18 protein-coding genes are annotated in these 24,748 nt (G+C 66.3%); 6 read left to right on the top strand and 12 right to left on the bottom strand.

Annotation, left to right across the window (positions count from 1 at the left end):
* The first annotated feature begins 23 nt into the window (after positions 1–23).
* Complete coding sequence (locus JOF56_RS54425; protein WP_307855704.1) at positions 24–911, top strand: glycosyltransferase family 9 protein; 888 nt, start codon at positions 24–26, stop codon at positions 909–911.
* Between the two features lie 5 nt (positions 912–916).
* Here JOF56_RS54425 and JOF56_RS54420 read toward each other — a convergent pair whose 3' ends face one another.
* Positions 917–1,345 (bottom strand): DUF4383 domain-containing protein, encoded by a 429-nt coding sequence (locus JOF56_RS54420; protein ID WP_209647310.1) that lies wholly within the window; start codon positions 1,343–1,345, stop codon positions 917–919.
* 125 nt (positions 1,346–1,470) lie between these two features.
* Between JOF56_RS54420 and JOF56_RS54415 the strand changes: the two genes are divergently transcribed.
* The gene (locus JOF56_RS54415; protein WP_209647309.1) at positions 1,471–2,028 is read left to right on the top strand and encodes a hemerythrin domain-containing protein; all 558 of its coding nucleotides are present in this window, start codon (positions 1,471–1,473) and stop codon (positions 2,026–2,028) included.
* 7 nt (positions 2,029–2,035) lie between these two features.
* Here the strand turns inward: JOF56_RS54415 and JOF56_RS54410 are convergent, their stop codons facing one another.
* On the bottom strand, positions 2,036–2,731 hold the full coding sequence (locus tag JOF56_RS54410; RefSeq protein ID WP_209647308.1) for a methyltransferase domain-containing protein: 696 nt from the start codon (positions 2,729–2,731) through the stop codon (positions 2,036–2,038).
* Between the two features lie 22 nt (positions 2,732–2,753).
* Positions 2,754–3,584, bottom strand: coding sequence for a glycosyltransferase family A protein (locus tag JOF56_RS54405; RefSeq protein WP_209647306.1), 831 nt, complete (start codon positions 3,582–3,584; stop codon positions 2,754–2,756).
* A gap of 54 nt (positions 3,585–3,638) precedes the next feature.
* Here JOF56_RS54405 and JOF56_RS54400 point away from each other — a divergent pair, with 54 nt between their 5' ends.
* Complete coding sequence (locus tag JOF56_RS54400) at positions 3,639–4,718, top strand: glycosyltransferase family 9 protein (RefSeq protein ID WP_209647304.1); 1,080 nt, start codon at positions 3,639–3,641, stop codon at positions 4,716–4,718.
* Here JOF56_RS54400 and rfaE2 read toward each other — a convergent pair.
* The 9 genes from rfaE2 to JOF56_RS61075 form a co-directional block, all read right to left on the bottom strand.
* A complete protein-coding gene (gene rfaE2 / locus JOF56_RS54395) occupies positions 4,710–6,158 on the bottom strand; it encodes a D-glycero-beta-D-manno-heptose 1-phosphate adenylyltransferase (protein ID WP_209647302.1) in 1,449 nt (482 codons plus the stop codon). The genes JOF56_RS54400 and rfaE2 overlap by 9 nt on opposite strands.
* Positions 6,149–6,829: an SDR family oxidoreductase gene (locus tag JOF56_RS54390; protein WP_209647300.1), complete on the bottom strand. Its 681-nt coding sequence runs from the start codon at positions 6,827–6,829 to the stop codon at positions 6,149–6,151. The genes rfaE2 and JOF56_RS54390 overlap by 10 nt, the downstream gene beginning before the upstream one ends.
* Positions 6,826–7,710, bottom strand: a complete 885-nt coding sequence (locus JOF56_RS54385; protein WP_209647298.1) for a bifunctional heptose 7-phosphate kinase/heptose 1-phosphate adenyltransferase — start codon at positions 7,708–7,710, stop codon at positions 6,826–6,828. The genes JOF56_RS54390 and JOF56_RS54385 overlap by 4 nt, the downstream gene beginning before the upstream one ends.
* Positions 7,707–8,300 carry a D-sedoheptulose-7-phosphate isomerase gene (locus JOF56_RS54380; protein ID WP_209647296.1) on the bottom strand — a complete coding sequence of 198 codons (594 nt, stop codon included), beginning with the start codon at positions 8,298–8,300 and terminating at the stop codon, positions 7,707–7,709. The genes JOF56_RS54385 and JOF56_RS54380 overlap by 4 nt, the downstream gene beginning before the upstream one ends.
* Positions 8,297–9,514: a glycosyltransferase gene (locus JOF56_RS54375; protein ID WP_209647295.1), complete on the bottom strand. Its 1,218-nt coding sequence runs from the start codon at positions 9,512–9,514 to the stop codon at positions 8,297–8,299. Before JOF56_RS54375 ends, JOF56_RS54380 begins: the two co-directional genes overlap by 4 nt.
* Before the next feature lie 62 nt (positions 9,515–9,576).
* On the bottom strand, positions 9,577–10,191 hold the full coding sequence (locus JOF56_RS59915) for an HAD-IIIA family hydrolase (protein WP_209647293.1): 615 nt from the start codon (positions 10,189–10,191) through the stop codon (positions 9,577–9,579).
* Between the two features lie 173 nt (positions 10,192–10,364).
* A complete protein-coding gene (locus JOF56_RS54365; RefSeq protein WP_209647291.1) occupies positions 10,365–10,745 on the bottom strand; it encodes a hypothetical protein in 381 nt (126 codons plus the stop codon).
* A 49-nt stretch (positions 10,746–10,794) separates the two neighbouring features.
* On the bottom strand, positions 10,795–11,439 hold the full coding sequence (locus tag JOF56_RS54360; protein ID WP_372448344.1) for a PAS domain S-box protein: 645 nt from the start codon (positions 11,437–11,439) through the stop codon (positions 10,795–10,797).
* Between the two features lie 15 nt (positions 11,440–11,454).
* Entirely contained in the window at positions 11,455–11,643 is a 189-nt protein-coding gene (locus JOF56_RS61075; RefSeq protein WP_372448343.1) for a hypothetical protein, read from the bottom strand.
* Positions 11,644–11,808: 165 nt separating this feature from the next.
* On the opposite strand from JOF56_RS61075, the gene JOF56_RS54355 reads away from it, so the two are divergent.
* From JOF56_RS54355 to JOF56_RS54345, 3 genes are all read left to right on the top strand, one after another.
* On the top strand, positions 11,809–13,734 hold the full coding sequence (locus JOF56_RS54355) for a SpoIIE family protein phosphatase (protein ID WP_307855703.1): 1,926 nt from the start codon (positions 11,809–11,811) through the stop codon (positions 13,732–13,734).
* A 429-nt stretch (positions 13,735–14,163) separates the two neighbouring features.
* The gene (locus tag JOF56_RS60600; RefSeq protein ID WP_209647288.1) at positions 14,164–18,882 is read left to right on the top strand and encodes a LamG domain-containing protein; all 4,719 of its coding nucleotides are present in this window, start codon (positions 14,164–14,166) and stop codon (positions 18,880–18,882) included.
* Positions 18,879–24,695, top strand: coding sequence for an RHS repeat-associated core domain-containing protein (locus JOF56_RS54345; protein ID WP_209647286.1), 5,817 nt, complete (start codon positions 18,879–18,881; stop codon positions 24,693–24,695). The genes JOF56_RS60600 and JOF56_RS54345 overlap by 4 nt, the downstream gene beginning before the upstream one ends.
* Positions 24,696–24,748: the final 53 nt, after the last annotated feature.

Here is a 24,748-nt window from a genome sequence, read left to right as displayed (position 1 = left end):
GGATTCCCGGGTAGGTCCTGGAGATGAACATCCTGGTGCTCAGAGCGTTGGGACTGGGCGATCTCCTCACCGCCGTTCCGGCATTGCGCGGGTTACGGCGCGCGTACCCCTCGGCGGTGGTGACCTTGGCGGCCCCGGCGTGGTTGTCCGATGTGGTGGATCGGATAGACGCGGTGGACCGGCTGTTGCCGACCGAAGGGCTGGTGCCAGTCGACTGGTCAGGACCCGCGCCCGACCTCGCGGTGAACCTTCACGGCCGCGGGCCGCAAAGCACCGGGCTGCTCCATCAGTTGCGGCCGAAACGCCTTGTCACACATGACACATGGGTCGACGATCAGCATGAAGTGGACCGTTGGTGCCGACTGCTGGAGCTCAACGGCATCCCGGCGGATCCGGCCGATTTTCACCTCGGTACAACCGACCACAGTGGACCTGCCATCGTGCACCCCGGTGCCGGCTACGGCGTGCGGCGTTGGCCACCCGAGCGATTCGCGAAGGTGGTCCGTACACTCGGGCCGGATGTCGTGGTGACCGGGAGCTCGGCCGAGGGCGAGCTGGTCGAGTCTGTGGCCCAAGGCGCGCCAAGCCGAATCGGCGGCGACTTGAGCGGCCTGGTGGAACTCGTCGCCAACGCACGATTGCTGGTTTGCGGCGATACTGGCGTCGCTCACGTCGCGACGGCGTACGGCACGCCCTCGGTGGTGCTTTTCGGCCCGGTCCCACCCGCGTGGTGGGGCCCACGAACCGGGCCGCACACAACGTTGTGGCATGGCCACCACGGCAACGCGTTCACTGACCAGCCCGACCCCGGTTTGGCGCAAATCTCGGTACCTGAAGTGCTCGCAGCCGTCGCGGACCTGCTGACGCCGAACGGCGGTCGCACGAGTGATGTTCCGGCACAAGAGATGTGACAAGCTCAACGCCTGCGGCCCAGTGCGGCTCCCAGGCCGATCATGCCGATCGCCAGGACCAGGTGCAGCCAGTTGTCGGCGTCGTTGACCGGGACGAAGTTGGCGTCACTGGTCATGTCGATCAGCAGTCCGTACAGCCAGAGGATGAGGTAGACGACTCCGCCGCCGATGAGGAACGCGCGGGCGCCGCCGGCTGTGCGTGCCATCGCCACGCCCGCGACCCCGAATGCCAGGTGCACGAGATTGTGCAGGATGGACACATTGAACACGCCGAGCAGCAGTGCGCCGGAGTGATGTCCCGCGAAGGTGAGTGTGTCGTAGTTCGTTGTCAGGCCGGGGATGAAACCGGCGATACCGACCAGCAGGAACACCGCACCCACGATGAGGGCGGCTTTCTGGATGGGCGAGCGTACCGATTGCTGTACCTGGGCCATGACTGCCTCCCTTTGGTGGGTTTGTCCTTGCTGCCCGGCTACCCCTTGGCCGGGAGGAAACTCGGTGCGTACTCATGCGAACGGCGGGTAGCCCACATCGAAGGGAGCCGAGCAGGAGGAGGCCCATGACTGACAGGCGGCAAGACGAGAACGTCATCGCATTGCTGGAGCGCCAGCATGCCGAGATCCGGACGTTGTTCGGGGTCGTGGAAGGCGCGACTGGGGACGAGCGCCGGGACGCCTTTCACGATCTCGTCCGGCTGCTCGCGGTCCACGAGACCGCGGAGGAGGAAATCGTGCACCCCGAGGTCCGGGGGATCGCCGGCGGGGACGTGGTGGTGGAGGCCCGCGTCGGTGAGGAGCATCGCGCGAAGCAGTTGCTCTCGACGTTGTACGACATGGGGCCGGACGCCGAAGGTTTCGACATTCTGTTCATGGAGCTGAAGGCGGATGTGCTGGCACACGCGAATCATGAGGAACAGGACGAGTTCCCATTGCTGCTGGCGGCTCATGATGAGGACAGGTTGCGCTCGATGGCAGGCGCTGTGCGTGCCGCCGAGATGATCGCGCCGACCCGGCCGCACCCTGGCGTGGAGAGTCCTGCGGCGAATCTGCTTCTCGGGCCGCCGCTGGCGATCATGGACCGGGCCAGGGACGCGATCCGGTCGGCCTTCAGAGGGTAGTGCCCGATCAGTCGAAGAACCGGGCGAGGTGCATGTCGCACGGTTCTTCGACGTGCCCGCCGACCGGTTGCAGGTCGGCGAAAACGCTGGCGCCGTCGCACCCGGCGTGCGACGGGTACCAGCGCAGGTCCGAACCGCCGTGGCAGATCCCCTTGATCGTCTGGACATCGATCAGGCGCAGGTGGGTGGGGTCGGCCACGGCGTTGACATGGCGCCACCACGGGGACATCAGGTGGGCGAACCCCTCAGGCCGCAGTACCCGGTGCACGTCGTCCATCAGCGGCAGGAAATCCATCAGGTGTTCCAGCACGTGCACCAGGAACACACGGTCGACGCAGCTGTCGGCGAAGGGCAGCCCACCAGCGGCGTCAGCCACCACGCTCACCCCGTTCGCCGCCCGGATGTCGACGCCGACATTCGACGGGTACTGCTTCTGCTCGCCACAACCGACGTCCAGCACCACTGGTGGCCGGCCACCGACGGTCACCTGGTCCCACACGGCGAACACGCCCGCCAGGCGTCCGATGAGCGATCTCGCGAGCAGAAGGTCCGCGGACTGGTCGACGGCACCGGTCATGTGTGCGACCCCACCATCGAAGCGCACTTCGAGATCCAGCGGGCGTATCCGTTCGTCGTACTGGAACATCTCGCGGACGGACTGTGTCAGGAATTCGTCATGCAGGGCCACCCGGCGTTCGGGCATGGCGCGCCTCGATCCTGCCCGGCTACTCTGCGGGCAAACGCTTGTCTGCGACAATGACATTGTGTGCCTGCACTTGCCGATTGGGCACAGTGGTGGGGGATTCCAGGTGCACGGCCGCGCTGGGCAGGATTCCGGCGCCGCCGTACTGCCGCATCACCCGATGCTGCGCGACCACGTCCTCACCGCAGTGGTCGACGGGAAGCTCGGTCCAGAAGCGGAAACCGCCGGTGGCTTCGAGCGCGGACCGGTCGAACAGGACACAGGCACCGACCCAGGCTATCTTGTAGCTGCGTCGTTCTCCTGGCTGTAGTCGCAGGCGGCGGGCCAGGTGGACGAGGTTCGCCGCGTTGTGCAGGGTCCAGCGGCGCCATTGCGGTGAGCCGGGTGCGATACGTTCTGGTTCCGGCGGTCCGGTCCATTCCTCGTACGGCTCCAGTTCCGCGGGCCGTATATCGTCTGAATAGGACAGTCCCTGGGGTGCGAACCCGACCAGACCGCACCGCAGCTCAAGGATCGCCTCGTGCAACGTCCGCAGGGCGCCGGGCTGAAGCCAGATGTCGTCGTCGAGGAACAGCACGTGGGGCGCCTGAGCTTGGCGCAGCAGGAAATGCCGTTGGTGGGCCAGGCCACGCCGAGGCATGTTGCGCTGTGTCATCACTGGTACTCCGCGCTGCCGCAGAACCCGGATCATCGTGCACACGGCAGGCCCGAGTGGCTGGTCGGACTGGTCGCTGAGGATGACGCGGAATGAAGGGAAGTCCTGGGCGGCCAGCCCGGCAAGGGTGGTGGCCAGCTCGGCGGGGCGGTCCCGGGTGGGGATGAGAACGTCGATGCCCTGGCATTCGTGCGGCATGTCAGCGGTTACCCCGGCCAGGCCGGGGAACACCTGCCATGGAGGTGGAATTCCATGTTCGAGATCGGCCCGGTGGGCAGCCGTCTGCGCAATGTCGCGGAGATCGCGGTGTTGCGAGGTGGTGGGCTGGGTGACCTGATGTTCGCCATGCCTGCGATCCAGTCGCTCGCCGACGCATATCCGGGAGCCCGGATCGTTCTGCTGGGAACCCCGCTGCACGCGCAGCTGCTGCGTGGCCGGCCAGGCCCGGTGGACGAGGTGGCCGAACTCCCGGTGGCCAGGGGTGTGCACGAACCGGCCGGTGCGCGGGAAGATCCAGCTGAGCAGGACCAGTTCTTCGAGCGGCCGTTCGATCTGGCGGTCCAGTTGCACGGAGGGGGCCGATGGTCCAACCCCTTCCTGCGACGCTTCAAGACACGGTGGACAGCCGGGTCCCGGGCACCGGACGCGGTGGAACTGGATCGATGGCTGCCTTATCAGTTGCACCAGCACGAGATGATGCGGGCGCTGGAGGTCGTCGGACTGGTGGGAGCCGTACCGGTCTGCCTGCAACCGCGTCTCGCACTCACTCCTGGTGACCTGGCTGAGGCCGGTGCGGCTTTGGCCGGCCTGCCGCCGCCGATTCTCGCCGTGCACCCGGGGGCGTCGGATCCACGGCGTCGTTGGCCCGCTTCGAAGTTCGCTGAGGTGATGTCCGCTGTGGCCGGGCGGGCGAGCATCGTGGTGGTGGGAACCGGGCCGGAGGCCGAGGTGGCCGAACTGGCGGCGGAGCAGGGGATCGGGGCGCGATCACTGGTGGGCGAACTGAGTATCTCAGGCCTGCTCGGCGTGTTGCGGCAAGCGGCAGTCGTGCTGGCCAATGACAGTGGGCCGGGCCACCTGGCGCGTGCGGTCGGCACGCCGACGGTTTCGATTTACTGGATGGGCAACGTGATCAGCGCGGCCCCGCATGGCCGGGCGCTGCACCGGCTGCACATCTCCTGGACAACCCAGTGCCCGGTGTGCGGCGAGACGTGCACGCGACGGGATGTCCCGCGTTGTGAGCACGATGTGTCCTTTGTGGCCGATGTTCCGGCCACCGATGTCATCGCCGATGTGGTCGAGTTGCTCGGAACGCAAAGGCGCTCAGACTGAACGGATCCGGTCGATGACAGCGGTGGTGGAATGGTCGGAGACGTAGTCGAGAATGCGTACCTGCCCGCCGTATGACTGGACGACCCGGGTTTCGGGGAGCATCTCGGGGGTGTAGTCGCCGCCCTTGGCGTATATGTCCGGCTTCAGCGACAAGATCAGTGAAGCGGGTGTGTCCTCGGCGAACTGGGTGACGTGGTCCACACAGGACAGTCCGGCCAGTACGGCGGCGCGGTCGGCGGCGGTGTTGACGGGGCGGTCGGGTCCTTTCAGACGGCGGACGCTGGCATCGTCGTTGACAGCCACGATCAGTATGTCGCCCAGTTGCCTCGCTTGGTTGAGGTAGGAAACGTGGCCGCGGTGCAGGACGTCGAAACAGCCGTTGGTGAACACGATCCGCCGGCCCGCTGTCCGGTGTTCGGCCACGATCCGCGCGAGCTGCGAGTGTTCGCTGGTGCCGTCGTTGCGGCCGAGGCGTTCCATCAGCTCCCGCTGCGTGCACACTGAGGTCCCGGGCCTGCGCACGACCACGTCGGCAGCGGCCTGGGCCAACGACACCGCCTCCGGGAGTTCGATGCCGCACGCGGCGGCCAGTGACAGCGCGGCGACAAAGGTGTCGCCCGCGCCGGTGCATTGGCTGTCCGGTGCCGGCTGCGCCCATGTGCGATACGTGGGAAGGCCCTGCGCGAGCAACACAGCACCCTCGCGGTCGAGGGTGACCACCACGGCTTCGGCGCCCGTTGCGAAGCGGAGCTCATCGCCATGCGAGTCGAAGAAGTCCGGCCGGTGGTCGTCAACGGCCCTGTCGAGCAGACTGACTGCCTCGGCCGCGTTGGGCGTCACGACATCCGGACGGAGTTCCCGCCACGGCGACAGCGCGTGGCCATCGACCACCAGCAGCGGGATCTCTGCTCGAACGGATCGCAGGACATCGATGATTCGCGGACCCAGCACCCCCATGCCGTAGTCGCCGACAACGAGTGCGTCACATCCTCGCAGTGCCTGCCGGAGCCGCACCTCAAGGTGTTCACTGGCTTCGGGCGGCAACGGACTGTGATCGCCGTCGTCGAGACGAAGCATGAGCTGATCGCCAGCGGTGATCCGGCGCTTGGTCGTTGTGATCCGGCCGGGGACGGACACGACATGGTCGGTGTTCACGCCTGCCGAGCGCAGCTCTTCCCGCAGGGCGTCGCCAGCCGGGTCGGTGCCGAGCGCGGCCACCATGACTGTGTCGGCGCCGAGCGCCGCCAGATTCGCCGCGGTGTTGCCCGCGCCTCCCGGGGCGAACGACTCGGCGGTGATGTCGACCACCGGCACCGGTGCTTCCCGGCACATCCGGTCGCACCGGCCGCTCGTCCAGCTGTCCACCATGACGTCGCCGAGCACCACGATCCTGGCCCTGTGCGCGGCGAGCACGCCCGGCAGGTCCGGATTCACGGCCATGACGGCTCTTGGGACGCGCAGGTGACCAGCTCACGAATCTCACAGCCGACCGGCTGGCTGAGCGCGAACAGGATCATCGCAGCCACGTTCCGCGGCGGGTTGAGCTGGGACATGTCCGCAGGCCTGTACTTTTCGTCCCGGCCGTCGAAGAAGCCGGTCTGCATGCCACCGGGAACCAGCAACGTGACACCGACCCGGCCGGCGGTTTCCGCGGCCAGTGCCCGGGTGAAACCGACGATGCCGAACTTCGAGGCGCAGTAGGCGGTCGCTTCGGGCAACGCTCGCAGACCCAGAGTGGACGCCACTGTGACCACCCGGCCGCGAGACCGTTGCAGACAGGGCAATGCGGCACGGATCACGGCGACTGTGCCGAACAGGTTGACCTGCACGACCCGCTCCCAGTCCGATGTGGACACGTCGGTCAGGGCTCCGCAGCTGTCGATCCCCGCGGCGGTCACCACTCCGTCCAAATCGCCATAGCGTTGCGCGGCCTCGACGGTGGCGGCTTCCGCGGCAGCGCTGTCGGAGAGATCCACCGGCAGGAAGCCGGTAACGGGGGCAGCGGGCGAGGCTTTGTCCAGGACGACGGCTTGGCCGCCGTCGGCCATCACCGCCGAGGCGACCGCGGCGCCGAGGCCGGACGCGCCGCCGGTGATCAGGATCGTGCTCATGGCTGATCTCCTTCTCGAAGAGTCTGTTCGTCGATGGCCGCGGCACCGCCACCGGCCAGAAATCTGCTCGCAGCGTCCACACCGGACCGCACTGCGTCTTCGCTGCCGGCACCTGACATCAGTCGCACCGCGACGGTCGCGGCAAAGCAATCGCCGGCGCCGCAAGGATCGGCGACCAGCGTTCGAGGCGCTGGAATGGTGACCGGGTCGCCTGCGCACTTCAGGAGCGCTCCACGCGAACCCATCGTGATCACAACGGCTTCGGCACGCCAGCGTGCCCGCAACAGCTCGGCTGCCTGACATGGATCGGTCGAATCGCTGGCAGCAGTGGCTTCCGCGGCATTCGGGGTGACCATCCGAGTGCCCCGTACCGGGTCCGGGCCGCGTGGATGGGGGTCCCACACGATCGGCGTGCGGTTCGCGATCTGGCTGAGCAGGTCGCGCAGGCGCTTGTCCTGAGCGATGCCTCTGCCGTAGTCGGAGACGAGTACCGCGTCGGCGATCTGGACGGCGTCCAGCATCTCGTCGGTGACGACCGGATCGCCGTGATCACCACCACGATCGACTCGCACGAGTGACTGGCCGGCCGCCCGCAGCCTGGTCTTGACCGGCGTGGCGGTCCAGCTCGGCCCGGCCACGACTGGCATGTCACCGAGTACCTTGCGCAGCCGGTCTCCGTCGGTGTCGTCGGCGATCGCGGTGACCAGCCTGACGTCCAGCCCGCCGCTCGCGGCTATGGTCGCCGCGAGCCCGGCGCCACCGGGGCGGGCGAGTTCGCTTTCCAGGTCGAGCACGGGCACCGGTGCGTCCGGGCACAACCGGGTGACTGAACCGGTCAGATCGATGTCGAGCAGCGTGTCGCCGACCACGGCCAGACTCATGACGCCCGCCGCTTCACGTCCGAAGTGGACAAAAGGATGCCCGCGGCCTCGAATGCCTCGCACAGCATGTGCACCGCGATCAGCTGGGCCTCCTGCACAGTGCATGTGCTGCCCGGCAATACCAGCGTCTCGTCGGCCAGTTCGGCCAGCGGATTGGGACGGGCCCCGGTCATCGCCCACACACTCATACCTTGGTGAGCGCCTGCCCTGGCCGCGCGCAAGAGGTTCTTACTGCGGCCCGACGTGGACAGCAGCACCAGGATGTCGCGTGGGCGGCCGTGCGCGATGACTTGGCGGGCGAAGACTTCTTCGTATCCGTAGTCGTTGCTGATGGCCGTGACGCTCGAACTCTCCGAGCACAGTGCTATCGCGGAGAACGGACGGCGATCCTGGTCGTAGCGGCCCACCAGCTCAGCGGTCAAGTGCTGGGCCTCAGCGGCGGAACCGCCATTGCCCGCGGTGAGCAACCGGCTTCCGGTGGACAGCCGATCGGCCATCACACGCCCCCAGCGCAGCAACGTACTCGCCTGCCCGCGAAGTACGGACAGCGTCTCGGCCAAGGCGTTGACGTGATCGTGGACCGGATTCACGAGCCCTCCCTCACCAGATCGGCCGATCGCGGAACCGCGACGCAGCTCTCGTAGACACGCGTGGTCTCCAGTGCGATCCGGTCCCACGAGTAGCGGGCGACGACACGATCCCTGCCCGCGATGCCATATGTTTCGTTCATCACCTCGTTGTGAAGCAGCGCCGTCAACGCGTCCGCCAGCGCGACGGGATTGCGTGCGGGAACATGCAACCCGGTGCTGTGATCCACAACAGTGTCGAGCAGACCGCCGACCGCGGCGGCGACAACCGGGACACCGCACGCCATGGCTTCCAGCGGGACGATTCCGAACGGTTCGTACCACGGAACACAGACGACCGCGTCCGCCGACCGCAACAGCCCAGGCATCTTGCGGCGGTCGACTTGTCCCATCAGCCGGACCCGGTCGCCCACCCCCAGCCGTCGTGCCCTTGCCAGCAGGGTTTGTGCTTGCGGGCAGTCGCCGAGCTTGCCCTTCACCGGCCCGCCGGCGATCACGAGTTCGGTGTCCGGCAGGAGTGCGAGCGCGTCGATCGTGGTCTGGAACCCCTTGCGCGGTACCAGCCGGCCCACAGTCACGATCCGGGTCTGGCCGCCGGGTTTCGCGCGGTGCCGGGCCGGTTGGAAACTGTCGATGTCGACACCACACGGCACCACGGAGATCCGGGACCGCGCAATGCCCATCCTGATCAGCTCGTCCTGCTCATCGGCGCACGTGGCGGCGATCCGGGTGGCCTGGCGGCCGATCATCCGCTCGATGGCGAGTCGTTCCGGCGGGCTGCTGTCGGCTTTGCCCTGATAACGCCGCTTCACTGTGCCCAATGCGTGGAATGTCTGGACAACCGGGACATCCAGGTCGCGAGTGGCCAGCAACGAGGTCAGGCCCGACATCCAGAAATGGGAGTGCACGACATCGGCAGGCCGGGCATGCAGGTGAGTCCGGAGGTTTGTGGCGAAGTCGCCCATATGGGGGAGCAGATCGTCCTTCGCCACCTTGTCGGGCGGCCCGGCGTCGATGTGCACCACCCGGTAGCCCTGCCGGGTGATCACTTTCCGCGGCAGGTCCGCGGCGTCGCGCCGGGTGTAGACAGTGACGTCGTGGCCGAGCCGGTTCAACGCCGCGGACAGCTCGGCGACGTGCAGATTCTGGCCGCCGGCGTCGACTTCGCCCAGAGCGGCAAGCGGACTCGCGTGTTCGGAGACCATCGCGATCCTCATGAACTCACCTCCATCATCAGCTCGTCCAAGCGGACTCGCGTGTTCGGAGACCATCGCGATCCTCATGAACTCACCTCCATCATCAGCTCGTCCCAGTCATCGAGGAACTGTGTGAGCCCGTAGTGTGCGAGTGCGTACTCCCGGGCCTGTTTTCCCATCCGGCGAGCCGATTCCGGCTCGCCAGCCAGTTCGTCCACATCGATCGAGACGAGCCCGCAGTCCGTTGGTACGGCACGTAAAGCTTCGGTCGTGGCCAGTGCGACGACCGGCATCGCCAGATGCATCGCCGCGATCAGCGAGAGGCCCAGGGAAGTCCATCGGGTCGTGTGCAGGTAAACCCGTCGTCTCGCCAGATCACCGTGTGGCCGAAGCCGTCCGGCGCAGTCGTCGAGGCCGTGCAGGCCCATTCCGAAGATGTCGAGCGGCACCTTCGCGGCGACGAGCAACTGCTCGACCCGGGCGTTGACCTGGTTGACCTGTCGCGTTGTGATCAGTTTGCGGGCCACACCGGACTGATTGGTGAGGACTCCTGTGCGAATGCCCTTGGCCCGCACCATACCCAGGGCCTGCGCAGTCGTGGGGAACGGCTGCACCCGTTCAGGGTCACCGTTGTAGGGCACGTCTTTGATCAGCGTGCCGTCGCGGTCGAAGAGTACCGCTTTGGTCTGCCGTCCCATGCAGACGGACATTGCCGGAGAAGCAGGAGGTAAACCCGGCCGTCAATACTACTACGCTCCGTGTTCGCTGGGCCGTTGGTGTGGACCCGAATCGAACGGGTAGCCCAGGTGGGAATCGGGAGAACCGGCACAGCGGTCCGTGACCGTCAAGGCGGTCGCGGCTTCGCCACAGATCAATCGAACTCCGCGGCGAGCGTGGTGCGGTCGGCCATCGCCTCGTCGCGGTGCTTGGCCGCTCGTCGCCGATGGTCATGGACATCTCCGATTCCCATTTCGGCCGCTAGGTCGTGCCGCGCCGCGGCGCGCTCGTGGGCATCGATTGCCCGGAGATAACCCTCTTTCGCGCTCTTGCGAGCGTCATCCGCGCGGCGCCGCGCCTCCGTCAACGCTTCCGCGGCGGCTTGGAGAGTCTCCTGAGGTGAGTTCGTCAGGTCTCCACCGACAGCCAGCATGGCGCGACGCTGCTGCAACTGCTGTGCCCGCAGCCGCGCCGATGCTGCCCGGTTGCGGGCTCGGACAGTCGGGTCGTCGATGTCCACGGCCCAATGTCTCACGGCAGTCTGCCTGCCGACAGGTGCGCGAGCCGATGCGTGCGATCCGTGCTCAGTCGGTGTTCTCGATGGGCTCCATGACCAGGATGGCGCCTTCGGTCGTGCCGTTGTCCGGGCGGCGCAGGGCGCCGACCGCGATCCTGATCCTGGTCTGGCGTCCACGACGGTTGACCGCGTCGAGTGTGAGGGTGTCCTCGAAGGCCGGGTCGCTCATGGCGTTGCGGACCGATGCCCTCAGCTCGCTGACCGGCAGGCCGATGTCGAGGTTCAGCAGGTGCTCGCCGGCGGCCTCGTCCCGCCGAAGCCCCCAGAGGTCCTGCGCGCCCCGGTTCCAGACCAGGATCCGCATCTCCAGGTCGAGCACGACCACGCCGGGCCGGACCGGACCGAGGATCGACTCGAGGAAATCCTTGACCTCGTCGAGTTCGGCGCTGCGCTCCCGCAGGGTGTCGTTGATCGCCTGCAGCTCGTCGTTGGTCGACTGCAGTTCCTCGTAGGCCGACTCCAGTTGCCGATTGGTGTGCTCGAGTTCGTCGAGCAGCTTGCGGGCCGCGGTGACGTCGTGGAACACGATGGACACGCCGACCAGCCCGTTGTCGTTGTTGACCAACGGGTTGACGTGGATCTCGAACCACACCGACTCACCGGGGCCGCGCTGCCACTCGACATCCTTGATACGCAGCGCCCGGCGTTCCACCTTGGCCTGCTCGACTTAGGCCCGCAGTTCCACCGGCCGGTGGGAGATCTCCAGGTCGCGCAGTGGCCTGCCGATATCGCGGTGCGACAGGCCGAACACCAGTTCCGCCTGCTGGTTGATCAGCGCGACGATGTCCTCGCCGGTGACCACGACCTGGGCGACCGGGCTGGCCGAGAAGGCGTGCTCGGCCAGGCTTCGTGACACAACAGAACCATCGTATTCACCCGACCGCCGGATGGCCTGAATCCGGGCCCGGAGGTTTAGGTCCGGCAAACCGGGGAACGGTGATAGCACTGCACTGTGGCGTTAATGCCCGCTTGGGCGTGGGGGCAGTGGCGGGATTCGGAACCGATTCGAAAGCGGGCGGTTGTGAACGGTGCCGATGACGAGCACCTGACTGGCGATGCCGAGACCGTGCGCCAGGTGTTCGAGGCGTTTCCGCGCATCATGGTCGCGCTGGAGGGGCCGGATCTGGTGTTCGCGGCGGCCAACCGGTTCTGCCGCCAGTGGGCCGGCAGGCAGCAGCTGGTGGGCCGGCCGGCGCGGGAAGTGTTCCCGGACGTGCTGGGGCAGCGGATCGTCACTCTGATCGATCGCGCGATGAGGACGGGGGAGTCGTTGGCGTTGCGGGACTTCCGTCACCAGATCGCCGACGCGCGGACAGGCACACGGACGGAGTTGGTCAGCGACATCGACACGGTGTTCTTCTACTGGCCGGACGGGTCGGTGCGCGGCATCATTCTCGACATCACCACCGCCCAGCAGCGGCTGGCTGACGCCGACGACCGTCGTGCCCAGGCAAACGATGCCATCGAGCAACTGCAGCGGGAGTTGTTGCCGGCGGGGGTCCCGGTACTGCCGCGAGTGCAGCTCGCGGCGAGCTGTCTGTTCGCAGGCACCTCTGGCGGGGACTGGTACGACGCGTTCCCTCTGGACGACGGGCGGGTCGCGCTGGTCGTCGGCGACGTCGTCGGGCACGGAGTGACCGCGACGGCCACGATGGGGCAGTTGCGTGTACTCGTGCGTGATCGCCTCTCGGAGGCCGGCGACTTGCTCGCCGCTGTCGCTGCGGCTGACGCGATGACCAACTGGACCCCGGCCGCACGCGCCGCAACGCTGTGCGCCGTCGTGCTTGATCCGCCTACCAGCTCGCTGCGGTACTGCACGGCCGGGCATCCGCCGCCGTTACTGCTGCCCAGCGGCGGCGGATATCGCTACTTGACGCCGACCGGCGGCGGTCCACTCGGCACCGGCACGCACCGCGCCCTCGCTGAGTCCCGCGTCGAGGAGAGGGACATGCTGTTGCTCTATACCGACGGCATCCTCGAACGCCCCGGCCGCAGCCTGGCCGAGAGCACCGTCGAACTGGCACAGGTCGCCGCGGACATCGCAGCCGCTTTCCAAGACACCACCGTGCCCGTGCAACAACTGACGAGCCAGACCGTCGAACTGCTCACCGGGGTCACCCGGCACACCGACGACATCACCCTGCTCGCCGCCCAGCTGACCACCGTGCCGGCCGGCGCCGACATCGAGATCCCCGCGGACACCAAGGCCCTGGACGACTTCCGTGCCCAGTTCGGTCAGTGGTTGCGCGAGATCCACGCCCCCGACATCGCGATCGACAAGCTCCAGCACGCCGTCGGGGAACTGGTCACCAACGCCATCGAGCATCCACACCTCGACTCACCCGACGCCCACACCGTGCGTGTGTACGCCCACCTCGACGACCACGGCGCCGTCCGGATCCAGGTCGCCGACGACGGCCGTTGGCGGGAACCCATGCCGTCACCCGACCGCGGTCTCGGCCTTCCTCTTGCCGCAAAACTCGTGGACACATTCGTAGTCGAGCATGGCGCCACCGGGACCACCGCGCACGCAGACCTGCGCCTGACCCGTCCCGCGCAACTGATCGCCGCGCCAGCCTGGGCCCCAGCGGCCGACGCACCCCACGAGGCCGACCCGTTCCTCGTCCTGGATCAGCCGTTCGCGTCCACCCCGGCCATCCGCGTCGACGGTCCAGTCGACGCCACCACCGCCCCAGCACTGGACAGGGCACTGGGCACCGCCACCGCCGCGGGAACCCGATCCCTCTCCGTGGACCTGACCGGCGTGAGCCACCTGGCCAGCGCAGGCGTTGCCGTCCTGCACCACCACTACGCGACCGCCGCCGCCAACCACACCGACCTGAGATTGCACTCCCCAGCCGGCAGCCCAGCGGCCCTGATCATGACCCTGGTCGACCTGCCCTACGACACACACGACCTGCCCGCCGGACCCACCAAGGACGCCTGAGCGCAGGGCCGTCGCATGTCAACGCGTTTCATTCGAACTGCAGCCGGTCGTCACGCCCGCCGGGCCCGGCCCCCGTCATCTCACGCCGCTGATCGCGGACTCATGCCCAGCTAAGTCCACTTTGGACGTTAGGTGAGGGCCTGAACCGTGGGCAGTGCCATCACCGCCGCACGCCGTGCCGCATCTCTCTGCTGACGCTGCTGAGCCCAGTCTTCGTTCACCAGTGCATTCGATCATGCCGCTGTTTGCCTGGTGCACTGGATTTCTCGGTCGGCGGAGGTGATTCTCGCCAGAACCGCACAGGTGGCATGGTCTTCCCGCAGTAGTCGAGGTAGGTCCGCGGCCGGTTGCGCACCGCCTGAGCCCGCGGATGTGGGCGTATCGGGTGATGACAGATTCTTGATGCATGGGGTCGCCCAGACTGCGGGCGTGCGTAACTCTGGTAGATGGATCGCGTCGTTGGTCTTGGTGGTGGCGGTTGCCACGGTGGGGGCTCCTGGGAATGGGGTGCCACAGAGTCCGCCGCAGACAGGTGAGACGCCTCGGCTTGTGCAGGCGTCGGACGAGATGACCGCGATGTTCGCCGCGCGGCGGCAGGGATCGCGGGTGGAAGTGGTGGCGGAGCGGACCGAGACACGGACTGTGTTCGCCAATCCGGACGGCACCCACACAGCGGAGATCTCAGCCGTGCCGACCCGGGTGAAGCGCGGCGATGAGTGGAGGCCGATCGACACCTCTCTGGAAGCCGGGCCCGGCGGGTCGATCGTGCCCAAGGCGGCTCTTGGCGACGTGGTGCTGTCCGGCGGTGGGGCCGACACGCCGTTGATCCGGATGCGTTCGGGGAACGCCGAACTGGCTCTGCGCTGGCCGGATGCGTTGCCGGCGCCGATGGTCACTGGCAATTCGGCGGCCTATCGCGAGGTCCTGCCCGGCGTCGATCTGGTGATGCGTGCCGAACTGCGGGGCTACCAGCAGTTGCTGGTGGTCAAGACACCTGAGGCAGCGCGGAACCCCGCGCTGGTGCGTATGGGGATGCCGGTCGAGACGCGGGATTTGCGCCTGACCGCCGACGAGTCAGGCTCGCTGCGCGCGGTCGACGCCGGCGGGCTGCCAGTGTTCGAGTCGCCGCCGTCGATGATGTGGGACTCCAGCAGTACGGGAGCGTCCCGCTCGGCTGCGGTCGGGGTCGAGGTCGCCGGCAACGTCCTGACTTTGGTGCCGGACCAGAAGTTCCTCGCCGACCCGGCGACCGTGTACCCGGTGATGATCGACCCGACCACCCAGCCGGCCGGGACGATGGCCTGGTCGAATCCGGTGTCCGGCAATCCGGGCACGGCCTACTGGAACAGGAGCGCGGCTCCTGACACTCCCGGGTGGGCTCAGGTCGGGCAGTGCTACCGGGAGGTGCCCGACAGGTGCCTCGGAATGGGCGAGGCACAGGCGTACTTCCGGTTCTCCACGGGCTTTCTGCAGGACAAGGAACTCGTCGCCGCGACGTTCTTCACCAAGGTCATGCACAGCCCGGCCTCCGCAACGCACACCCATCAGTTGCACGTGGTCCATCACAACCAGGGCATATCGCCTTCGACCACCTGGAACAGCAGGCCGCCCACCACGAAGTGGACCGATTTCGACGCGCCTGCAGCGCGAACGGGGATCGGCTCGGTGGAACTCAACGTCAAAGGCGCGCTCAACGGTCTCGGCGACACCACCTTCAGCCTGAGAGCCGCCGATCCCAACCTTCAGGTGGCCTGGCGCAAGTACGACCCGCCACAGACCTGGATCCAGGTGACGTGGAACCGTGCGCCCAACACGCCGACGAACCTGCACACTGATCCGCCGCTCCCGCAGGCCTGCCGCTGGTGTGAGGGCAAGCCGTTCATCGGCGACGCCGGCATCAGGTTCATCGCGACCCTGTCGGATCCCGACAACGATCGGATCTACCCGAAGTGGTGGACCAAGATCGGCGGTGGCGGCCCCACGCTGGAAACGGGTGACTTCGCCGACTCCGGTGTCCCGCGCGGCAAGGATCTCGATCTGACCGGCCTGCACGACATGGAGGTCGAGTGGGCGGTGCAGGCCCATGACGGGGTCGCCGAGTCCGCGCCGTCGGGAATGGGACCGTTCGTGGTGGACCGTGTCGCTCCCGGCGTCAGGCCGACGATCAGCAGTGCTCTGTATAAAAAGGACAGCTGGCAGGGCGGTGCCGGTGTTCCCGGGGAGTTCACGTTCGGCGCCAACGGTGTCGACGACATCGACCATTACCTTTACGGCTTGCAGGATCCGCCGTCCACGGAGGTCAGCGCCAACGCCCTTGGCGGCGAGGCGACCGTGACGGTCTGGCCGCCGGGTGACGGTCCTCGAGACCTCTACGTCCAGAGCGTCGACCGTGCCGGCCATCGAAGCCAGACCGAGGTGTACCACTTCTACGTCCGCGGTGGCAATGGTCCGCTTGCACACTGGTCGTTGGAGGGCAAGCCGAACGACGGCGCGTTCCTCGGCAACCGGCATGGCACGTTGAACGGCAATGCAAGCTACAGCACGGGTGCGGTCGGTACCGCCGTCAAACTGGACGGCAACGCCGGCAGCACGATTTCGTTGCCGAAGGCGTTTCCCGCCGACTCCAGTTTCTCGGTGTCCGCCTGGGTGCGCCCGGATGAGGCGGGGTCCAGGAGCATGACGCCGCTCAGTCAGGACGGTGAGAACACCAGCGCCTGGTGGCTGGACTACAGCAGCGACTTGAAGGCGTGGTCGTTCCTGGTGAGCGGGTACAACCGTGGTGAATCGAACCTCCAGGTGTATCGGGCGGTGAACCAGAACGCCGGGCCTGCTGTAGGCGAGTGGACGCACCTGACCGGTGTTTTCGATCGGCAGGCCAACGAGATTCGGCTGTATGTCAACGGTTTCCTGGCTTCCGAGGTCGCAGTCGTGCCGAACTTCACTCCACAACGGACTACTGGAGCGATTTTCGCAGGACGCGTGCAGTGGAACGGCGGGATCGGTAACGAATGGCTCGGCTCGATCGACGAGATCCAGGCATATGACCGGGCGCTCTCGGACACCGAGGTGGGCGCACTGGTCAGTCGGGACAACGTCCGAACTGGACACTGGAAGCTCGACGACGAGCCGATGGTCGGCGAAGCGCCCAACAAGACGGCCCGCAACGCCGTGATCGACGGTGCGGACGGCACGCTGAGCAGAGGCGCCACGCTGGTTGCCAATGGCTCACTCGGCGGGGCAGTCCAGCTGGATGGCCTGGAAGGTCATGTGACCACTGGAAAACCCGTCGTGCGTACCGATCGGAGCTTTACCGTGTCGGCATGGGTGACACCGAAAGCGTTCCCTTCGTCCGGAGGGTCGATGACCGCGGTCAGCCAGGACGGCACTGCCAACAGCGGGTTCTACCTGCAATACAACGGCTCTGGTAGCTACCTCTTCATGAAGGCGGGCACGGACAGAACCGACAATACGCAGTGGGTCGGGGCCGGTGGCGGCGCGAAGCCGGAGGTCGGCAAGCCAGCGCATCTGACCGGTGTGTACGACGCGTCCACTATGGAGCTGTCGCTCTATGTCAACGGGCAGCGCGGGGGAACGGTGAAGGCTGCTCAGCCCGCGTGGAACGCGACGGGACCGCTCGTCATCGGACGCGCGAAGCTGGTCGGCAGCACGGCCGACTTCTGGAACGGGCAGATCGACGATGTCCGTACATTCAACCGCGTGCTCACAGCCGAGGAGATCCAGGCGCTGGTCTCCCAGTCGGACGTGCCTGCCGCGTCGTGGACGCTCGACGGCAACACCAACGACAGCTCGCCGGGCAACAAGCACGGGACCGTGGTCGGTAGTGCCGAGTGGATTCCCGGTCAGGCCAAGGACCCCGATGACAACGACAAAGCCGTGAAGCTCAAAGGATCCAGCGCCATCAGTGCGCCCAGCACCATCAGCACAACGGAAAGCTACTCGGTGGCAGCATGGGTGAAGCTCGACGATCCGGCCAACTGCTACTGCTCGGTCGTGTCCCAGGACGCCCAGTTCAGCCACGCGCTCAGCATCGGCGTCACACAGGGTGTCGATCCGCTGAACTCCCAACGCAAAATCGGACGGTGGGTGCTGTTCGGGACTGCTGGTGACCGGGAGAAGGACAATCCAGTGGGCGAATGGATCATCTGGGGTGAGGTTCAGCCCGGAATGTGGGCGCATGTCGCGGCTGTGCACAACAAGCAACTGCAACGTCTTGAGCTGTATGTCAACGGCGTGATGATCGCGCAACGCACATTCACCAACCCCATCCACTCCGCCGGCGCGTTGCAGATCGGGCGCGCCATGTGGTGGCAAAACCCCAGCTCCAACAGATACAGCAACTACCTCGCTGGAGCGATCGACGATGTGAAGGTCTACCCGCGGGCGCTGTTCGGCGACGAGATCCGGGTCATGGCCGGTCGTGATCTGTCCCTTGTGCACAACTGGCAGCTGAACGAGGACAGCGGGGCCGGTACGCCGGATTCTGTCGGCAACCGAAGCGGCACGCTGACCGGCAATGCGACCATCCAGCCGGGCCGAGCCGGCAATGCGGTCAAGTTGAACGGCACGAACAGCGTTGTGTCGACCACCGGAGTGGATCTGCGCACGGACCAGAACTTCACCGTCTCGGCGTGGGTGAACCTCGCACAACCCGAGCCGTGCGCTGATGTGTGCACCAGGAGCGCGGTCAGCCTCGACGGTGGTCAGGGGCGCCCGTCAAGCAAGTTCCGCCTGGGGCACCGAAACGACCAGGACCAGGCTCGCGGGCGGGGCAAGTGGATTTTCGAGATGCCGGAGGAGAACGGCACCCCGACGCGCGCGGCGATCTCGGTCCGCCAGGGTCAGTTCGACAAATGGGTGCTGCTCGTCGGTGCCTACGACGCGCTGACCGGGAAGATCGAGTTGTACGTCTACGACGTGCCGGGCGCTGAACCCGATCACGAGTCCGGCCGGCTGGAAAGGCCATGGCACGCCACCGGCGGTCTGCAGATCGGCCGAGGCAGGGCAGCCGGCGCGGCCGGTGAGTACTGGCGGGGTGCGGTCGACGACGTCCGGCTCTACACCGGCAGCCTCAACGCAGACCGGCTGACCGCCCTGTACAAGTCCTACCCGGTGGTGACGGGCTCATGAGATCGCGTTGGACTGTTCGCGGACTGGTCGTCACGCTCGTCGCCACGTTGGTGCCCGCAGTGGCCGCCCCCCATGCGGTCGCCGCGACCGGGCCATCGGTGCCGCTGCCGAACGTCGTGCCGGTGCCGGTGCAACCGGAAACGCGTAAGCCTCGTGAGGAGGATCAAGCCACCCGGCGGGCACGTACCAACAACCAGCCTGAGGTCGTCGCCCCGGCGGGTTCGGGGTCGCCGACGGCGACATCGCTGTCGCCGTCGGCGTCCTGGGAGGTCGCGGCGCACACCGGGGACTTCACGTGGTCGTACCCGCTTCGAGTGCCGCCCGCACCCGGCGGGCTGGAGCCGGCGCTCGCACTGTCCTACCGGTCGTCCTCCGTGGATGGTCACACCAGTGCGACCAACAACCAACCGTCCTGGATCGGTGATGGCTGGGACATGTGGCCCGGTTTCATCGAGCGGACCTACGGCACGTGCTCCGAGGACGACTCCAAGACCGACGACCTGTGCTGGCGCAGCGACAACGCCACTGCCTCGTATGCCGGCGGCAGCGGGATGATCATCTGCTGTGACGCCGACGGCAAGTGGCGGGCCAAGACCGACAACGGGTCGCGGATCGAGCGGTTCACCGGACTGTCCAATGGGGACAACGACGGTGAGCACTGGCGGATCACCACGGTCGACGGCACCCAGTACTGGTTCGGGTCGCAGCAGGACGCCAAGTCGACGTGGACCGTGCCGGTATTCGGTGATGACGCGGGGGAGCCGTGCCATCAGAGCTCGTTCGACTCCTCGCACTGTGTGCAGGCCTGGCGATGGAACCTTGACAAGATCGTCGACCGCAACGGCAACGTGATCCGTTATTTCTACACCACTGAGTCCAATTCGTACGGGTTCAACAAGAAGGACGCCGCGGTGTCCTACATCCGCGGTGGCACGTTGGATCACATCGACTACGGCCTCAACGAAGCCGTAGCGGGCCAGGCGACAGGCAAGGTGGAGTTCGCCGTTGCCAATCGGTGCGTCGCACAGAGCGACTGTGTTTTCGAGCAACGAGGCAACTGGCCGGACACCCCGCTGAAACTGCGGTGCGAATCGGCGACGTGTACCGAACATGGCCCATCGTTCTGGTCAACGAAACGGTTGGACAGTGTCACCACAAAGGTGTGGCGTGGCTCGTCGTACGAACCGGTCGACAAGTGGACGCTCGAGCAGTTGTTCCCCGGCACCGGAGATCTCGGTGCCGAGCAGAAGGAAAGCGCTGTCCTGTGGCTGAAGGGCATCAGGCACGCCGGCCTTGTCGGTGGTTCGCTGGAACTTCCGCCGGTCACATTCGAAGGGACGTTGCTACCCAACCGGGTTGACGGCGACAAGGACGGTTTCGCTCCGCTGAGCCGATACCGGATCAGCGGGGTGATCTCCGAGGCCGGAGGGGTCACGTCGGTCAACTACGCGGAGCCGGACTGCAAGGCCGGTCAGGCGATGCCGGCCAACCCGGAGACCAACACCATGCGGTGTTTCCCGGTGCGATGGGGACCACCAGGCCACGAGCCGCGCATCGACTACTTCCACAAGCACGTTGTCGCCTCGGTGATGCAGACCGACATGCTTGCCGGCGGCACAGAGCAGATCACTCGGTACGAGTACCTGGACGGCGCGGCATGGCACTGGGACATGTCGGAGTTCGCCAAGGACGACAAGAAGACCTGGAACGACTTCCGCGGGTTCGGCCGGGTCCGCACCAGGACGGGAGCCGATACAGATCCTGGCCACAGCGGTAGAACCATGTCCGAGCAAAGGTTCTATCGTGGCATGGACGGCGACAAGCTCCCCGGCAACGGTCGGCGTTCGGCGTCGGTGACCGACTCGGCGGGAGAATCGCGTACCGACTCGGACTGGTTGCAGGGCTTCGGTTTCCAGGCCACGGCATATGTGCGTGAGGATTCGGCTGATGCGCCGGTGGTGAGCAGAACGATCACCCATCCGGTGTGGCAGGGGCCCAAGGCGTCTCGCGGGGAATTCCATGCCTATTTCGTGGGAACAGGCAGGGCACGGGACTATATCGCGCTCAAGTCCGGTGGCTGGCGGACCACGGAGACCATCACTTCGTACGACGACCGTGGCCTGCCTCTGAAAGTCGACGACCTCGGTGACCTCGCCACCGGCTCAGATGATCTCTGCACCACAACGACGTACGCCCGCGACGAGGGCATGTGGCACTTGGATCGGCCGGGGCGTGCGGAAACGGTCGCTGTCAGCTGCGGCGCTACGCCGCGGTTCCCTGAACACGCCATAGCCGGCAGCCGATTCACCTATGACGGCAAGGGAAACCTGATCAAGACCGAGATCGCCAAGGAGCGTCCGGCGGCCGGGCCTGTTTATGCTGTTGCAGGCACTGCTGGATATGACGTGCACGGCCGAATCACCGCGTCCACCGACGCGCTCGGCAACACCATGCGGGCCGCATTCGCCCCGGCGACCGGCGGGCCCGTCACCGGCACGACTGTCACAAGCCCGTCCACGCCGACACTTCCTTCTGGGCTGGTCACCACGACCACAGTCGAGCCCGCGTTCGGCACGCCGATCAAGGTGGTCGATCCCAACGGGCGGATCACCGAGACCGCCTTCGATGCGTTGGGGCGCACGAGCGAGGCATGGCTGCCCAACCGCCCCCGGGTGCGCAACCCTCAGGGCAGCATCAAGTTCTCCTACTTGGTCCGCCGGGACGCTGCCACAGTGATCACGACCACCAGGATCGGCCCGAACGGCTTGTACACCAGCAGCAACGCGCTGTTCGACGGGTTGCTGCGGCCGCGCCAGGCGCAGGTTCCCGCGGTCGGAATGCGTGAGGTGAACGGCGTTGAGGTGCCGTTCGACGAGGGCCGGCTGATCACCGACACCCGCTATGACTCCCACGGTAGGGCCTACAAGACAACACAGCCGTATTTCAACAACGCGCCAGTGGACACCGACCTGTGGTTCGCGTCCGACACCGAGGTACCCGGCCTCACCCGGACGAAGTTCGACGGCGCCGGTCGTGCTGAGGAATCTGTCTACCAGGCCGGGGCGGTCGACAAGTGGAAGTCCACCACCAAGTACGACGGCGATCGCGTGCATACCACCCCACCGGTCGGTGGCACGACGACAACCACGATCACCGACGCCCGTGGCCAGACCGCAGAACTGCGCCAATATCACGGGCGATCCCCTGAGGGCGCTTACGACTCCACCCGTTATCGCTACACCCCTGCGGGGGAACTGTCCGAGGTGACCGGCCCCGACGGTGCTGTTTGGACTTACGGCTACGACCTGCGTGGCCGCAAGATCACCACGACCGATCCGGATTCCGGGACCACGACTACCGGTTACGACGAAATGGGCCGGGTGACGTCCACTCGGGACTCACTTGGCCAGGTCCTTGCCACTGCCTACGACGCTCTCGGGCGTAAGACTGCTCTGCATGAGGATTCGTTGACCGGTAAGAAGCTGGCCCAGTGGAACTTCGACACCGCCGGCTCGGGCAAGGGCTTGCCCGCTTCGTCGGTGCGTTTTGTGGACGGTCACGCCTACACCTCAGAGGTCAGCGAATACACGGCGCTGAACAAACCGCTGTACACCTCGGTCACTGTGCCCGCGGTCGAGGGAAAGCTCGCTGGCACGTACGAGACGGAGTTGACCTACGGCGAGGACGGCAGCCTCAGCAGCGAGACATACCCCGCCGTTCCGGCCGCCAACGTGTTCGCCCAGACCGTCAATCACGAAATGGACAACTGGGGGCGCCCGACAGCGACCCGGACCGGCGCGGGTCGTCAGTTGGTTGCCGAGACCCACTACACGCGTTACGGCGAGGTGAACCGGATAGAACAGGGCGTCACCGGCAACCGTGCGTGGCAGTCGTTCTACTACGACACCAACACCCGCAGGCTCAATCGTTCCATAGTGGACGCCGAAGTCCCCAAGCCGATGCAGTCGGATGTTCACTACACGTACGACGAGGCCGGAGGTATCACCTCGATCGCCGACTTGACGGCCGAGTCACCAGTGGACGTCCAGTGCTTCCGCCAGGATCACTTGCGACGTTTGACTGAGGCCTGGACCGCGGCAGCACGCGACTGGTCAGTGGAACGCGGCTGTGCCGGTACGCCGACCGTCGCCGACGGCCCGGCTCCTTACTGGAACTCCTACACCCATGGTCCGGGCGGAAACCGTCTTTCGGAGACCCAACGGACTGCCACCACTTCGACTACACGCCAGTATGAGTATCCCGCACCCGATCAGCCTCAGCCGCACACCTTGCGGGCGGTCAACAACACCGAGACATACGGCTACAACGCCGTTGGCCAGACAACGAGCCGAGTCAAACCGGGCGCCAACCAGACCCTGACCTGGGACCGCGAGGGCCATGTGTCCTCGGTGACCGACAACGGCAAGACAACGTCATTCGTCTACACCGCCGACGGCGCCCGGTTGCTTCGCAAGGACCCCAACGGGACCACGCTTTACCTTGACAAGCAGGAGATCCGGCTCGCCACCGGCACCTCCACGCCGACCGTCACCCGCTACTACACCCATGGTGCCGGGACTGTGGCCATGCATGACGGCAGCTCCATGAGCTGGCTGGCCGGCGACCACCAGGGCACTTCCCAGATCGTCATGAACCCGACCACATTGGCCGTCACAAAACGGCGCCAACTGCCTTACGGCTCTCCTCGCGGTGCCGAGGCCACTTGGCCCGACGAGCGTGGTTTCGTTGGCGGCGCCAAGGATTCGTCCACAGGGCTGACCCACATCGGCGCCCGTGAGTACGACCCGGCCATGGGTCGATTCATCTCCGTCGACCCCATCATGGATCCGGCCGACCCGCAGCAGATGCACGGGTACGCCTACGCCAACAACAGTCCCATCACCTTCAGCGACCCAACAGGGCTCAGAATCGCTGGGTGTGAGGAATGGGGCCTCAACTGCCGTACAGGCGAGGTGATTCACCCGCCGAACGTAACTAACCCGGACACTCCCAACCCGCACTACTGCGATGGTTGCAACCGCGGACAAGGCTGGCCTACCACAAAAGGCAATTACCCGTCGAAGGTGGGCTCCAAGGGCAGGCCGGCACTCGACTTGTCGAAGATGGCAAAAGCGCCGCCGTTACTCCGGGATCTGAAACGACAATTCTATGAGGACAACGGCGAATGGTACCCGCTTGCCGGGCAGGAGCAGCTACTCGATCCGATACCCGGATATGTCCCGCCGGAGGACCTGAGCGAAACCGCACGCTGGATCATAGCCGGCGCAGCCGTCGGTGCTGTCGTGTGCGCCCTCTCAGTCGTGTGCGGCGCGGTCGTCGTAGGCCTGCTTGAGGCTTCCGGACCTGAGGCTGCTCTCGCGACAGGCGTGGGCGCCGGTGCCGCCACCATCAAGGGTACTTCCAGTGTTGTCCGCGGTTTGTCCGGGAAGTCGACACTTCTGTCGACGGCCCGCAACGAAGCCGTTTTCTGGACTCGAGAGATGGGCGGCGAGCACGTTGCTGCGGAATGGGCCGCCAAGAACGGCGGTACTACCCTGGAGATGGCGATGGCCAGGGACGGCATCAGGCTCGGCTCGAGCCGCGACCCGGCCAATGTGAAGGCGTGGGAGGAAGCCTCAGAGGAATTCGCCAGAAACGCCGGCGGCCGGGTCAGAGTGCTGCGGGTCGATTCCGTCCGACCGGAATCGGTGTGGTTAAGAGAGTACGACGTATTGGTCAAAAACCCGAACGTTACCTCAATAGTCTCCATCAACCCCCGAACCGGCGCGGAAACCGTGCTGTTCACCCGATAAAGGTTGGCCATAGATGGCGCCGCCTGTTCGGTGAGATGAACAGGCGGCGTTGG

The sequence above is a fragment of the Kibdelosporangium banguiense genome (assembly GCF_017876405.1).
Lineage (GTDB): Bacteria > Actinomycetota > Actinomycetes > Mycobacteriales > Pseudonocardiaceae > Kibdelosporangium > Kibdelosporangium banguiense.
Note: the sequence above shows the minus strand (reverse complement) of the source record. Positions and strands in the feature narration are given on the sequence as shown.